This window comes from Polyangium mundeleinium (assembly GCF_028369105.1).
In the GTDB taxonomy this organism is placed as follows: domain Bacteria; phylum Myxococcota_A; class Polyangia; order Polyangiales; family Polyangiaceae; genus Polyangium; species Polyangium mundeleinium.
This window is the reverse complement of record NZ_JAQNDO010000001.1, coordinates 5,978,547-5,992,701: the sequence shown is the minus strand read 5'-3', so window position 1 is coordinate 5,992,701 and position 14,155 is coordinate 5,978,547. Positions and strand designations below refer to the sequence as shown.

Sequence of the window (14,155 nt, the reverse complement as noted above, 5' to 3'; positions counted from 1 at the left end):
GGGCGCGGCAAGACGACAACGGCTCGGAGACGAACCATGCAGCAACCGCTCTTCAATATCGCGCGGGGATTGTACCCCGCGATGCAGCTCATCCCTCCCTTTTCTTTCAAGGGGGTGACGATGCGGGTCTTCCCGCTCCTCGCCGACATGGAGCGGGTGCAGCGGTTCGTCGACCAGTACATCAACAACATCGCCCCGGACAAGGTCGGCCAGTTCCGGGTGTTCCTGCCGTACGTCTACCTGCAGCTCGTGCATTACGGCAAGATGTCGATCGACGCCGCGAACCTCGGCTGGATCGCGCAGCACGAGGTCAATTTCACGATCCCGCTCGCGTGGTACGAGAAGCAAGGGTCGGAGCTCGTCTTCAAGGACTGGGTCTACCTCACGCCGTACATCTTCGTGAACAACCCCCTCTCGATGACGACGGGCCGTGAGGTCTACGGGTGGCCGAAATCGCCCGGGTATCTCGTGCCGACCCTGAGCGGGTGGGTCGACGATCCGATGGCCCCGCGGCTCCTCGCCAAGGTGGCCGCGCAGCTCTTTCCGCGGACGTATGCGGGCGAGAAGCTCGAAGAGCGCACGCTCCTCGAGTTCGTGCAGGCGCCGCCGCTCACGCCGTTCGAGTGCCCCCCGGACCTCACGCAACCGTTCTACCCCTGGGCTGCGGCGCAGAACGTGGTGAACAGCGCGAGCCGCTGGATGTCGAGCTGCCTCGACATCCTTTACGGAATGGGGATCCTGCACAAGCAGCCCGGCGCGACGCCCGCGAACGCCGTGAAAATGGCCCAGCAGCTCGCGCAGCTCATCGTCGGGCTCTACACCTCGAACCCCTATTGGACCGCGCTCAACCTGAAGCAGTTCCCGAGCGCCACGCAGCCGCACCTCGCCGATTACCAGGGGTTCATCACGACGAAGCTCCTCATCGACGGGATGAACCAGGTCGGCTTCTTCGGCAACAGCCACCTCCTGCTCGGCGACATCACGGGCGGATATCGGATCAACATTCACGGGTATTCGGATTTCCCCCTCGTCGACACGCTCGGGCTCAAGGTCTCGGGCGAGTCCACGCTCGGCGCGCACGGCGAGCCGGTGGACGTGCTCGAGCCCGTGTTCCCGTTCTGGCTCGATTTCGACGTGAAATACCCCTGGGGCGAGGTGCTCGCGTGGCGCACGCCCTTCTCGGGCGGCTGGAAGAGCGAAGGCTGGGTGCCCGCGTCGCCCACGGCGCCGGACCCGGAGCCCATCCCGCTCTTCAATACCGCGCGAGGCGTCCCGGTCGACCCCATCACGGGGCCCTTTTATTTCCCGGACGCGACGATCCGCGTCCTCCCGATGCTCGCCGACAGGTCCAAACTCCAGGCCTTCTGCGACGCCTACCTCAACGTCATGCTCCAGGGCACCGGGTATCAAATCGACGCCTGGGGCACGCACGTGTACATGATGGTGTCGAGCGTCGACGAGGTCGGATCCGCGACGAACAACGTGGGCGTCTGGACGGACCGCGACATCGAGATCCTCCTGCCGGTCTTGTGGTATTTCAACGGCGAGCTGCGCGGCGGGGCGATGATCCCGGTGTTCTCCTACGCGAATCGCGCCACGGCCGCGATCTCGCGCTCCGAGGTGAGCGGCATCCCCACCTTGCCCGCCACCCTCGCGAGCCCGCCCGATGAATGGATGGACCACGCCGGGCCCTCGCCGAAGACGCCGCAGCCCCTGCTCACCGTCGTGGCCGAGGTGCTCCCGGCGGCCGGGTATGGCCAGAAGGCCGAGCAGCGACCGGTCATCGAGATCATCCAGGGCTCCACGACGCCGCCCGCCCCGACGAGCTCGTTCCTCCTGAACGAGAACCTCCCGAACCTCCTGCTGCAGGAACACAAGCGGAAGGTGTCGACGGCGAACGAGATGCGCGTGGAGCTCGAAATGGCGCGCGCCCTCGCGCTCGGGCCCCTCGTGATGCGGGCTTCGCTCGACATCCTCACGTTGAAGCAATTCCGCGACGCCCAGGATCCGCTCGCCGCCTGCTACCAGAGCGTGGTCCTCATCGAGCGTGTGCTCGAAGAGGTCTACGAGCTCGACGAGTTCGAGCGGCCCCTGGAGATCCGGCTGCACGAATATCCGAGCCAGCCCATCGTGAAGACGCTGGGGCTCTCCTGGAAGGCCGTGGACGTGAGCGGCCCGGCCGAGGTGTACGTCATCGAGCCCGTGCGGCCCTTCTGGGCCCGCGCCGCGATGCGGCAGCACCTCGGCCGAAACCTCGCGATGCGCGCAGGTTGCACGCAGTGGGTCATCCCGCCCCAGGAAAAACTTCTCGCGTCCCTCCTCGAACAGCCGAGCCTCGGCATGGAAATGCTCGCCGACGTGGACGCCGGGGTGCCGCGGCAAATCGGGCCGCGCGCGCGGGACATCGCCATCTCGATGGCGGGATCGCTGTCGCAGCCGAACCGCGCGCAGGTGCTCGCGACGATCGATCCGCAGATGGTCGTCGAGACGGTCCTGAGCGGAGAATGGGAGGACCAAGGGCCGACGCGCTGGGAACGCGGCAAGGCCGAGATTGTCCGGACCCTCGACGCGATTCGCGCCGAGGCCGGGAAGACCGAAGCGGCGGCGCGCGCCGAGGAGCTCGCCTCCCTCACCGCCGAAGTGGATCGGCGTATCTCCAAGGAGAACCGGCTCCGCCCGTACGTGGAAGAGGCGCTCCAGAAGCTCGTGACGGCGGCGGCCACGGTCGACGTCATGCAGAAGGCGTACGCGCCGGATGGGAAGGTCGCGTTCTTCGGACCCGACCCCTCGCCCTCCGCCGGGGCGACGCCCGAGGATTACGCGAAAGCGCTCGAGGGGGTGATCCTGATCCTGGCGAAGGCCTGGCAAAAGGCCGATTTCGAGGGGCCCTGACGAGCGCGGGGCGCGCCCGTGCTCAAAGGGCGCCGAACGCGCCGTCGGCCGTGAACGTGGAGCCGCTGCAGAACGAGGATTCGTCGCTGCCGAGGAAAAGCACGAGGTCGGCGATCTCCTCGTTCGTCCCATAACGACCGAGGGGGATCATGCTCGTGAACTTGTCCTTCACCGAGTTCGGCGCGTCCGGGGCCGCCAATCGCTCGATCGAGCGCATCATGCGGTTGTCGACCGCGGCGGGGTGAATCGAGTTCACGCGCACGCCGAGGGGCGAGAGCTCGAGCGCGGCCGAGCGCATGAGGCCGGTCACCGCGTGCTTGCTCATCGCATACGCGCTGAGCCCGGCCATCCCCGAGAGCCCGAGGACCGACGAGTTCACGATGATGCTGCCCTTGCCCTGCTTCACCATCGGCGGGGCGCTGTGCTTCAGGGTGAAGAACGTCCCGCGCACGTTCACCCGATAGACCTCGTCGAGCTCCTCCGCCGTGACGTCGGTGATCGGCTTGACCACGCCCTCGACGCCTGCATTGGCGAAGACGATGTCCAGCCGCCCGAATGCCTCGAGGCATGCCGCGACCGCGCGCGCCACGTCCGCCTCCTCGGTGATGTCGCCGGTCGCCATGGCGACGGACGCGCCGTGGTGCGCCACGGCGTCGCGCAGCGGCGCTTCCTGGCGAGCGAACGCGAAGACCCGCGCTCCCTCCCGTACGAACTTGTCGATCGTTGCTCTGCCAATCCCGCCCGTGGCGCCCGTGACGAGCGCCACCTTGCCCTCGATTCGACCCATGGGGACGACCTCCTCTGTTCGCGGATCCACCCGGAAAAACCGCGTTTGCCCGAGTCTATGCACATCCGCCTCGCTTTGGAAACAAGAGGACGGCGGCGCGCGGCCGATCAGGCGCGCCGCTGCGAGCGGTACCACGCAATCGCATCACGCAACGTTTCGTCAAGCGGGCGGACGCCTTCCCCGAAGCGCATGGTGGCGATCGGGGCGCCCATGGCGTACGCGTCGAGCACGAGCAGGAGCGCGAGCGACGGGAGCGGCGAAGGCCGGCCGCCGAGCGAGAGCGCCGCCTCCATCCAGAACGCCCCCGCGGCGGAGAGCCGGGCCGAGGCGCGCAAGAAGGGTGGTCTCACGCCCGCGAGCTCGCAAATGCGCGCGGCGAGCACGTCGGTCGGGACATCGTGGCCCGTGATCGGCAGGGGCACGCCGAACGCCTCGGCTTCGAGCGCGCCGCGGATCGCCGCGGCCGCGTCGCGGACATCGACGACGTTCACGATCCGCCGCACGGTGGCCGGGACGAGGCCCGCGAGGAGCTGCGGGACGAGCGCGAGCTCCGCGGGTTTGTCGTCCCAGGGCCCGAGGAAGGCCGTGGGATTGGCGAGGACGGCGGGCAGGCCGTGGCGCGCGGCATCGAGGACCATCCCCTCCATGTGCGCCTTGACGGCGAAGTAGGGATGGCTCTGCCTGCGCACGCTCGTTTCGAGCGCGGCGAGGCGTGTATCGCTGCGGGGCAAGGTGGTGAACGAGCCGATGTACACGAGGCGCGCGCCGCTGCGGAAGGCGGCGTCGAGGACCGCGCGGGTGCGCGTCACGGCATACCGGAGTGGATCCCGTTCGGCCGAGGATTGCGGGGCGAACCGGTGGATCGGATAGGGCGCCGCGGCGTCGACGAGGACGTCGTGGCCGCGGGCCCACGCGTCGATCTGGCCTTTCGCGTCGGCGTCGCCGACGGCGAGATCGACGTCGAGGCCGGCGAGGTTCGCGGGGCTCGTTCGACGCGTGACCGCGGTGACGTGGTAGCCGTGCGCGAGGAGCTCGCGCACCATCGCTTGACCGATGTGCCCCGTGGCGCCGAGGACGAGGGCACGGGCGCGGGCGCCGCTCGGTTGCATCGACCGCGGAAACCACGCCGGCCCGGCGGCGTCAAGCACTCGTGCGCCTCGCGGGAGACGCCTGCGATGAGACTACCCAGGCGGCGGCGCCCTGCGTTACGATGGTCCTCCTCATGCGCGCGGTCAGCCTCAACATCCCCGTGGGCCGTCGACAGGACGAGCCACGGGAGCTCTACAAGTTCGCCACGATGGCGAGCATCGCCTGCGGGGGCCCCGGCGTCGACGAGCGGTCGATCAAGCGCGCGATTCAGCAGGCGAAGGAGTCGTGGGCGAAGATCGTCGCGCTCGTCTCGTTCCCGGCGCACGGCGGGCCGATCGCGCCGAACGTGGAGCCGGAGGACGTGCGAAGCGCCGTGCGCGATCAGTGTACCGCGATGCTGCGCGTGGCCGAGTGGCAGGGCGCGCGGATCTTCGCGGTGAAGGCAACGGACGCGCTCCTCCTCGCGGCGACGGCGAACCGGCACGTGGCGGACGCGATCCTCGACGGCGCATTCGAAGGGCTGTCGATGGACGTGCCCGTGATCGGCCCGTTCGAGGGTCCGATGCTCGACTACGTACGCACGGGCGGGCTCGATTATCTGCGGGAGGCGTACGCGGATCGGGGCTACCACGCGGACGGGAACCTGATCCCGGAGGGCGAGCCGGGCGCGAGGATCGAGAACGCCGCAGCCGCAGCGGAGAACGCGCTGCGGCTCGCGAGGACGAGCCGCTTCGACGCGATCGGCGTGCATGGCGAAGGCCCCTTCGCGGTGGAGATCGCAGGGGCGGTGCGGACGGCGCTGGAGAGCCAGGGGCTCTTGTCGCGGTAGCGGTCGCTCTGCGAGCTACAGCGGTCGCTCTGCGAGCTACAGCGGTCGCTCTGCGAGTTACAACGGTCGCTTCACGAGTCACAGCGGTCGCTTCACGAGTCACAGCGGTCGCTTCACGAGTCACAGCGGTCGCTTCGCGCGCTACAGCGGTCGTTTCCTCGCGTGCAGTCGCGCGCTCCGCTCGGACAGCGGGGACTCGACGCTACGCAGCGGGGATGCGGAGCCCGGCGCAGGCGGCGAACGGACGAGCGCAGGTGGTTTCCTGACGGCCTGAGGTTCGTTAGGCTACGCCGCATGCCCACAAATCTCGAAACAATTCCGAAGACACGCAGGCTCACGCTCCTTCGACTGGGCGAGCAGTTCGGCTCGCAGGACACCCTCGATCAGGCCCACCAGACGCTGGCCGCTTACGAAAAACACGCGCCGGTGCTCAAGACATCGGGCTTCGGCGCAAAACACGCGGCGGAGCTCGCAAGCGCGCGCGACGGGCTGATCCACGCGGGCGTGGGGCGGGAGGCGGCCAAAGGCAAAAAGAAGGTGACCGGGGAGGCCTACGTGAAGGCCTGCAACCAGGCGACGACAGCGCGCATCAACACGCGCGCCGTGCTCGCAGGGGTGAAGGAGGACCTGGAGGCGAGCGAGGTGTCCGAGGAGGCCACGGCGACCGTCGCGGCAGCGTTGCGGCAGACGCGGTCGGCAGCGAAGAAAGCAGAGCCGCTGGCGCAACAGCTCGCGCTGCTCGGCGAGACGTTGAAGCACCCAGCGGTGGCGGCGGTGGCAGCGGATCAAGGCGGGCCCGAGGCGCTCGTGGAGCTCGCGGCATCGATCGCGGCACTGCGAAAAGCCGACCAGGAAGACGTGGGCGTGCGCGGGACGCCGGTGGAGACGGAGACGCTCGACCTGCTCGACGGGATCATCGTGCAGCTCGTGCGAAGAGCACGGCGAGCCGCAATCGCAGCGTCCAAGCGGCTCGGGAACCCGGCGATGGCGGAGGCGTTCAAGCTCGACAAGCTCTACCGATCGAAGGGCGGGAGCAGCGCGGAAGACGAGGGCGGCGAGGACGAGGATGGGGAGGAAGTCAAGGGGTAAGAGGGGCGTGGCGGAGAAATGACGTACCTCGGACACGTGGTTCGAGTGACGAGGAGGGTGAGCGCCGCGGCGTGGGCGGCGCTCACCCTGGCGGGGTGCACCTTCGGCGATGAGCCGGGGCAAATGCAAGCCGGCGTGGGGAACTGGTGGTTCGATCAAAACTGCGTTCCCGTGGAATGTTTGCGCGAATGTTGCAATGGGTGGCACTGGAGTCCGACACCGCTCTTCCACGGGGGATCCGTCATGGACCAGGAATGCGGTACATATCAAACGAGGCCGGAGTACCTCGAGTACGAACAGCTGATGGAGAAGAAATGGAACCAGTGCGTCCAGGATTTCGCCGGCTTCGAAGGGGGATTGTGCACGGTCATTTACCCGCCCGACGTCGTAAGAAAGATCAACCCGGATGGAACGCGCGAGTACTCGGGGTTGAGCTTCTCGGTTTGCCCGCCGAGGATCCCCAAAGCGGCACACCCGCTGGAAGGCGTTGAATTCACCTCCCAGGAGTGAGGGAGGTCGTGGTCTACCTTGCCCGTATTTTAGCGATTGTCACTGTTATCGCCGGCTTCACCGGCACCTCGGCTGCGTTTGCCCAGGAGGACCCCTGCGCGGTTCCCGTGACGCCTTTCAATGGGTACTGGGGCGGGGGACAGATCCAGGTGAGCAAGGTCGTCGCAGGAGTTCCGATCCTCGCCACGACGAGGTTTTCGTACAGGGAGACACGGTATTCTCCGTGCAGCGGCGGGAAGGCCGTGCTGCCCCCAGGGGTCGGCGAAGCCAGCGTCATGGTCGGAGTCCCGCTCTTCAACAACCGTCGAGGCGGGTGGCTCCTGCAAATGGCAGCGCGAGGACAGGGCTCGCAAAAGCCGGGCGCCCCCGTCCGCGGGACGATCACCGGCGCGCCCGCCACGGCGGGCCACATCAACCTCTGGGAGACGCCGCTACCATTGATCCAGATCACGGGAGCGGCGTCCGCGGCGATCGTGCCCGAGGCCCCGGACATTCCCCTGTCGATCGCGTATCTCGGGGGCGTACGGGTCTACGCTCTCTACGGGAAGCATGCACAAGCGAACCTGGGGATGACGATCGGCGGCAGCAACGAGGCCGTCAAGCTCATCCCCTCCCTCGCGTTCCGGGTCAGCGATCTCCAGGTATGGGGCCACAGAACGGCGATCGGCTTCGAGCTCCGCTCGCCGATCGAGCTCATGCCTGGGCCGATACCGCTCCAGTGGCGACTCTGGGGCGCCTTGACCTTCCTCGTGGACGGAGTGGACGAGAGGAAGAACGATCACGCACGTGGAGCGCGACCCCTCGCCGCTCGCTTCGATCTGGTCCGCTCGCCTTCGGAAGCCGCCCCGCCTACCCAGACAGCTTGGGAAATGACGTTATGACCGCGTGTTCATTTCTCGGGCGGCACGAGCCGTTCGCGGCAATCCTCTAAAATGCTATCTCTCCATCCCACCATGGATTCCCGGCTGCTGAGTCGTCGATTGTTCTTGGATTCGTAAATTCTGTGCCGCTCTTCCTTGTCGAGCTCGTCCTCATCCAAATGCGCCGGGAAGTCTTCGAACTCGGCGCACTTGTCGAAACTGTTCACCATGTGCTCGTCGACCCCGCCCGTCTCCACGCACCCCGAGTGATTCAGGAAGACGCTCAGCATGGTGATATGATCCCTCATCGTGCCGCAGACATGAGCGTTGACCAAGGTCTCCCGGACCCTGCATGCGTCGACCTCCTTTTGCAGCGCCTCGACCTTGGCGGCGCTCTCTGGACCGGCGTCGTTCGCTTCTCCCGCCGTAGGAACGGCCGTCGGGGTCGCACGAGGCCTCGAGAGCTTTGCCAATTCGCGTCGACACGCCTTGAGCTCTCTCTTCACCTCCTGCGGATCATGGACGGACGCCGCGCTCGTCTCCGTGGCTTTCGTCGTGCGTTCCCACGTCGCCCAGCCAGCCAGCACGCCACCCCCGAAAGCGACGACCAGAAAACTCGTTGCCACGAGGAGAGCCCCCCAAAGGCCCGCGCTCTTGGGACGTTCATTCATGCGAAAACCTCACAAGGGCCCCGGAGCCTCGGGCTCGGTCGTGCTCTTCGGCGTCTCGGTGCACGTCCAGACGAACTCTTTCAAGCGACGGAGCAGCTCTTCTTCCGGAAGAGTTTTGTGAATCCGGATCGCCTCCGCGACGAGGCTCGCCTGTTCCTTCGTGAGGTCATTCGAGCGGAAATCCGCCGGGACGTCCGCCAACACGGCGCAACGCTCGAAGTTCTCCTCGATGAGATCGGCGGCCCTGGACTTGGGACCGCACCACCGGCCGTTCTGCGGTAAGGAAAGGAGCGCGCGGTACTGCCGAGCCGCAGCGACGCAGACCTCCGCGCTGGCCAGGACTTCACTCTTTCTGCATTGCGCGGACTCGGCTTGCAGCTCCTCCACCGAGGCGACGCGCTTGCCCGCGTCCTCTTGCACATCCCCCGGCGGCGCGGCCGGGTCCGAGGGGGCCCTGCGCGCCCCTGAACGAACCGCCACCCTCTCTCGACACACAGCCAGGTCCTGCCGATCCGCTTCCTCCGCGGCGTGCTCCGACCGGGTCTTTGGCTTCGTCTCGGTCTCGGTCGCCGGTGGCCTCCGCTCCAGCATCGTTCGACCCACCCACACGCCGCCCCCGAACGCAGGAACGAACAAGACCGCCGCGGCCAGGCGCACGATCTTTCCAGTCCTCTCCGGGCTTCCCTTCATCCCTCGACCTACCTCGATCCTGCAACGACCGACGCGCGGTCCCTATACCACGACGGTGAAGCTCACCCCTTCCCCGCCGCCCGCCGTGCCCGCTCCGCCTCCGCCATCAGCCTGCCGTAATCGAGCCGCTCGAGCGCCGCGCGCGCCTCGGCGAGGCTCTCCCCCGCGACGGACGCGCCGAGCCCGAGGATGAGCCTGCGCGCGAGCTCCTCGCGGCGCAGTGGGCTGCCGCGGAGGAGATCGAGCGTCACGAGACCCGAGCCCCGCGCGACGTCGAAAATCCCTTCCCGCGCTGCGGTGCGCGCGCGTCCCTCGAAGATGCGCTTCAGCGCGGGCTCGGGGATCCCGCGCCGTTCGAGCACGAGCACGAGGAGCGCGAGCCGCTCGATTGCGCTGCGATCGAGACCTGCGGCCAGTGGGTCGAGCTCCAGCGGATCGACGGGCTCGATCGCGAGGTCGCGGCAGAGGTCCGCGAGCTTGGCCCGCGCGACGTCGACGTCCAGCGCGGCGGGCTCGATCTCCGCGAGGACCTGGCCGAGCGCGGCGAGGATCTGCGCGAGGTCGAGGGGCACGCTCTCGGGCAGGAGGCGGGCGTCTTGCGCGGCCGGCGCGGCGGCGGTGGGCTTCGCGGTCCAGTTTTTCAGGAAAGACATGGCTCTATCCGCTGGGGTTCGTCGTGCCAGGATCGTCGAACAAAGAAAACGCGAGCTCCGCCGCGACGCGCGGGAAATCGCCGAGGGCGCGCACCGCGACGACACGCGCGCCGGCTTGCTCGTACCTGCGCACCTTCTCGCGGTTCGGCGCGTGCAGGAGGAGCACGAACGCCGGGGAGCACTCGGCCGCGCGCGCGAAGATGGTCGCGTTTTGTCGCTGCGCGTCGTAGTTCGCGTCGAAGTCGCTGTCGGTGATGATCACACGGATCGGCTGCTCGATGCGGGTCTCGTCGACCGAGGCGGCGAGGACGTCGAAGGGGAACTGCGTGCCGCCGCCGATGTAGCGCATCAAAAACTTCGAGAGCACGCGCTCGGAGCGGCAGAAGTCCCACGCCTTTTCGTGGCCCACCGAATAGACGAGCGCGCGCGCCGCGCCGCCCGCGCGGATCGTGCCGGTCGCGAGGATCTGCGCGGCGAGGGTCATCGCGTTGAGGGCGCGCTTCGGGTCGGGCATGGACCCGCTGACGTCGAGGTAGATCTCGGTGCGGCCGAGGAAGGACGGCGTGCTCTGGCCTTCTTCGTCGGCGATGCGCTCGCGGAGCAGCGGCATCGCGGCACCGAGCATCTCGCCACGGCGGAGGAGCGTGGCGACCCAGTCGATATCGGCGACTGGATCGCCGGGCTCCCATTCGAGGTGCGTGGTGGGCACGAGCGCGTCGGCCCATACACGCGCGGGCGGGGGCCGGAAGAGGTGTTTTTCGGCTTCGCGGCGGTAATGGGCCGCCATCGCGGTCGTGAGCAGCTCGGATTTTCCCGGGCCGTCGCCGGGCATCGCGCCTGCGCGGCGCTCGAGGCTCTGATCGGCGAGCTTTTCGGCGAGGTCTTTCGGGAAAAAACCTTCGCGGATCGCCCGCGCGATCGCCGCCTTTTCGCCCTTCTTCGGCACGAGCGCCGCGGCGAGGTCCTCGGCGGAGAGCTCGCCTTCGGCGCAGTCGCCGCCGCCGGCATGTTTGGGCGCGGGGCTCGCCATGGCGTACCGCCAGGCGATCGAGGCGAAATAAAGGTACTGGAGCGTAATGTCGGGCGCGAATGCGAAGAGGTTTTGCGCGAGGAGTTTTGCGTCGAGGCGATGGTCGGGAAAGGCGCGCGCGAACGCGGCGGCGTTGTTCCCCACGAGCTCCCCTTCCCTTCGTTGCCAGAGCTCTTCAATCACGGCGCGCTGGAACGTGAAGAGCACGTCGTCGGGCGAACGCGCGCCGCGCGCTGCGAGGATGCGGCAGAGATCGTCTTCGATCGAGGGCACACCCTGTCCGAGCCGCTCGTCGACGAGCAGATCGTAAAGCGGCCCCGTGAGCGAGCGCGGCAGGCGCGGAAGGAACGTGCGTTCGAGCAGGAGGAGGCGCGCGTGCTCGACGGGGCTGCCGGGGAACGCAACGTGGTGGCCGATCTCGTGGGCGATCAATGCTTCGAGCGTGTCTTCGAGCGAGGCCTCGGTGATCGGGCGCGCGCCGAGGCGGATCGTGCGCGAGGCGAGGTCGATGCGGGCGAAGGTGTCTCCGTCCGGATCGACGATGGGCTCGCCGATCAAGAGATAGGGCGAGTAACGGGCGCGCGCGCGGGGGAAGGCGCGCGCCACGAGGGAGGTGATGCGCTCCTCTGCGCTCAAGGGCTCTCCACGAGCCAGAGCCGCTGCGAGTCGAGCGCGGTCGCGACGACGAGGCCCGCGCGCGAGGCGGCGACGCTGTGCCCGCGTTTCCAGTGCGGGAGCGGGACACGCGTGTCACTCACGTACACGACGCCTTGCCCGAGCGTGACCGTGGGCAAGCTCGGATCGGCCTCGGCTTTGTCGGCGAGGCACGGCGAGCGGAACGCGAGGTTCGTGGCGCCACGCGCGCCGAGGAGCACGCCGGCGGCGAGATCGGGCCGCTTGCGATCGTGGACGCAGACGAGCGTGGGCGCGCCGAAATGCACGCGGCCCGGCAGAAACGCGGACTCGACCTCGCGCAGATCGACCGTCCGCACGGCGAACGGGCCTTTCCACGTGGAGCGGACGCGCGGCGCGAGGGCGGCGTCGAGGATCTTGAGGAGCCGGCCTTCGAGGTCGAGGAGCGCGCCGGGGTTCGAGGAAGCGATGGGCACGGCCATGGCCGCGGCGACGCAGAGGTTCAGCCACGGCGGCTCGCCGAAGAGGCCTTCGCCGAGGTTCCACGCCTTCGCGAGCAGGCCCATGCGCGTCTCGACCGGAAGCGTCGGGAGCTTGTCCGGGAGAACGTCCACGAACAGGAGCTCCACGAGGTTTTCCGGCCTGCGCGCGCGCGGCGTATCGCCCTCGCCCACGACGCCGGGACGGATGTATCCGAGCCCGATCGCCTCGACCACGAGGCCGAGCCAGGCTTCGAACACACGGAGCGAGCTTTCGGATCCGTCGAGGTTCCCCGCGAGTCGCTTGCCCGGCCCGACGACGAGCGCTTCGAAGAGCGCGCCGTCCCACCGCGAAAAACGGCGTTCTCCTTCCCGTAAATGATGCGTCGCCAGCGCTTCGAGATCCGTCACGAGGCGCCTCCTTCCAGGCGCTCGGCGGCCGTGAGTCTGCGCTGGTAGGATTCGTGGATGCTCTTCAGGAGCACGAGGTCGTCGTAGATCGGCCCCGAGAGATCGGCGCGCTTGAGAAGCTCCTCCATCGCGCGCTGCACCTTGCCCACGCGGCGCTTCAGATCCGCCGTGGTGGCGCCGAGCGCGCTCGCCTCGGCCTCCACTCGAAGCGCGCGCACGCCCTCGCGTAGCGGCGCGTAGGCCGCGTGCTGGACGGCGGCTTGATCAAAGAGGCGCGTGATCCAGGTGGCGCGGTCGAGCAAAAGGACGCGGGCTTCGGCCTTTTGAAAAAACGCGCTCTGCAGGTTCGGGCGGAGCTTGTCGAAGAGCGTGAAGGGCAGGACGAGGCGCACGTCGGTGACGGTCACCTCGCTCTTGCCGCGGAAATACGCGAGGGCCTTGGCGAAGAGCAGGATGGCCTGGAGCGCGCGGGCCGAGACGCCGTTTTCGGTCTGCGTGCAGACGTGGACGTTCTTGTCGAGCGGGCAATCCTCGTTGCAGACGTGCGCGACCTTCTTGCCCGCGAGGTGGAGCGTGTCCTTGTTGCGGTATTCGAGGACGTCGGAGGCCCGGCGGCAAAAGTCGAGCTGGCCCGCGAAGAAGCCGAGCACGTCGAGCACGCTCTCGGGGACCGGGACGGCGCGGATCTCGGCCTCGGCTTGATCGAGCTCGTCGGCGGAGAAGACGACGTCGGCGGGGATGCGGGTCTCGGGCGGGCGGGCCGTGGCGACACGCTCGGCGAGGGCGTCGAGCGAGCGCGCGTGGAAGGGCGGCGCGCGGACGACGACGTCGATGCGATCTTTGAGGGCCTCGATGACCTGGAACGTGCCGCCGCCGGCGTCTTCGTTCGCCGTGAGATACCAGGCGGATTTGCCGGCGAGCGCGACCTGCTCAAAGCTCTCGGCGTAGCCCTCGGCGAGGAGCGAGAGCAGCGCGGACTGGGTCTTCGTGGGGATGCGGTTGTACTCGTCGATGATCTTGACGCGCTTGCCGATCCAGCGGCGCCACTCGACGCGGATCTCGCCGGACGCCTCGGCCTTGACGAGGCTCGCGGGCAAGGGGCTGCCGATCAGATCGGCCGTGGTGAGCTGGGGATGGCCGTGCTGGACGATGCGGCGGATCTCGTCGAGGGGGATGCCGGCGAGCGCGGCCATGATCGTGGCCATCGTGGTCTTGCCGCGGCCCGGGGCGCCGACGAAGAGCAAGCGCTGCGAGGTGACAAGGCAAAGGAGCGGCAAGAGGACGTACGAGGCGTGCGCCGCGCGGCCGAGGTCGACGCGCGCTTCGCCCTTGCCGAGCGTCGTCGATTCCTCGAGCTCCATGTCGAGGTACGGGCACACGAGGGCTTGCGTGGCGATCCACGTGTAGGCGCGGCGGAGCTTGCCCGAGAGGCCCGCGCTCCGCGGCGGCCCGAGGACGAGCGCGCCGTCCTTTTCAACGCGGGCGCGGCCGTCGAGCCACGATGCGACGAGGCGATGGGGATCCATGCGTGA

The 14,155-nt window shown here is 68.2% G+C and carries 13 protein-coding genes; 5 read left to right on the top strand and 8 right to left on the bottom strand.

All coding sequences use genetic code 11. The features are described from left to right. Nucleotides 1–36 precede the first annotated feature (36 nt). Nucleotides 37–2,892 (top strand): acetoacetate decarboxylase family protein, encoded by a 2,856-nt coding sequence (locus POL67_RS23815; RefSeq protein ID WP_271920829.1) that lies wholly within the window; start codon nt 37–39, stop codon nt 2,890–2,892. 22 nt (nt 2,893–2,914) lie between these two features. Here the strand turns inward: POL67_RS23815 and POL67_RS23810 are convergent, their stop codons facing one another. Both POL67_RS23810 and POL67_RS23805 read right to left on the bottom strand, forming a co-directional pair. Further along, complete coding sequence (locus tag POL67_RS23810) at nt 2,915–3,679, bottom strand: SDR family NAD(P)-dependent oxidoreductase (protein ID WP_271920827.1); 765 nt, start codon at nt 3,677–3,679, stop codon at nt 2,915–2,917. A gap of 107 nt (nt 3,680–3,786) precedes the next feature. Further along, entirely contained in the window at nt 3,787–4,788 is a 1,002-nt protein-coding gene (locus POL67_RS23805; protein WP_271920825.1) for an NAD-dependent epimerase/dehydratase family protein, read from the bottom strand. Between the two features lie 113 nt (nt 4,789–4,901). Here POL67_RS23805 and POL67_RS23800 point away from each other — a divergent pair, with 113 nt between their 5' ends. The 4 genes from POL67_RS23800 (at nt 4,902) to POL67_RS23785 (ending at nt 8,077) form a co-directional block, all read left to right on the top strand. Beyond that, the gene (locus POL67_RS23800) at nt 4,902–5,597 is read left to right on the top strand and encodes a LamB/YcsF family protein (protein ID WP_271920823.1); all 696 of its coding nucleotides are present in this window, start codon (nt 4,902–4,904) and stop codon (nt 5,595–5,597) included. Between the two features lie 294 nt (nt 5,598–5,891). Continuing rightward, nucleotides 5,892–6,686 carry a hypothetical protein gene (locus POL67_RS23795; protein ID WP_271920821.1) on the top strand — a complete coding sequence of 265 codons (795 nt, stop codon included), beginning with the start codon at nt 5,892–5,894 and terminating at the stop codon, nt 6,684–6,686. 243 nt (nt 6,687–6,929) lie between these two features. Continuing rightward, nucleotides 6,930–7,196, top strand: coding sequence for a hypothetical protein (locus POL67_RS23790; RefSeq protein ID WP_271920819.1), 267 nt, complete (start codon nt 6,930–6,932; stop codon nt 7,194–7,196). Nucleotides 7,197–7,303: 107 nt separating this feature from the next. Then, nucleotides 7,304–8,077, top strand: coding sequence for a hypothetical protein (locus tag POL67_RS23785; RefSeq protein WP_271920817.1), 774 nt, complete (start codon nt 7,304–7,306; stop codon nt 8,075–8,077). A gap of 8 nt (nt 8,078–8,085) precedes the next feature. Here the strand turns inward: POL67_RS23785 and POL67_RS23780 are convergent, their stop codons facing one another. The 6 genes from POL67_RS23780 to POL67_RS23755 form a co-directional block, all read right to left on the bottom strand. Next, on the bottom strand, nt 8,086–8,682 hold the full coding sequence (locus POL67_RS23780; RefSeq protein ID WP_271920815.1) for a hypothetical protein: 597 nt from the start codon (nt 8,680–8,682) through the stop codon (nt 8,086–8,088). Between the two features lie 54 nt (nt 8,683–8,736). Then, nucleotides 8,737–9,417 (bottom strand): hypothetical protein, encoded by a 681-nt coding sequence (locus POL67_RS23775; protein ID WP_271920813.1) that lies wholly within the window; start codon nt 9,415–9,417, stop codon nt 8,737–8,739. 62 nt (nt 9,418–9,479) lie between these two features. Continuing rightward, on the bottom strand, nt 9,480–10,070 hold the full coding sequence (locus tag POL67_RS23770; RefSeq protein WP_271920811.1) for a hypothetical protein: 591 nt from the start codon (nt 10,068–10,070) through the stop codon (nt 9,480–9,482). Between the two features lie 4 nt (nt 10,071–10,074). Then, nucleotides 10,075–11,736 (bottom strand): hypothetical protein, encoded by a 1,662-nt coding sequence (locus tag POL67_RS23765; RefSeq protein WP_271920809.1) that lies wholly within the window; start codon nt 11,734–11,736, stop codon nt 10,075–10,077. Further along, nucleotides 11,733–12,623, bottom strand: coding sequence for a hypothetical protein (locus tag POL67_RS23760; protein WP_271920807.1), 891 nt, complete (start codon nt 12,621–12,623; stop codon nt 11,733–11,735). Before POL67_RS23760 ends, POL67_RS23765 begins: the two co-directional genes overlap by 4 nt. Beyond that, on the bottom strand, nt 12,620–14,149 hold the full coding sequence (locus POL67_RS23755; RefSeq protein ID WP_271920804.1) for an AAA family ATPase: 1,530 nt from the start codon (nt 14,147–14,149) through the stop codon (nt 12,620–12,622). The genes POL67_RS23760 and POL67_RS23755 overlap by 4 nt, the downstream gene beginning before the upstream one ends. Between the last annotated feature and the right edge of the window lie 6 nt (nt 14,150–14,155).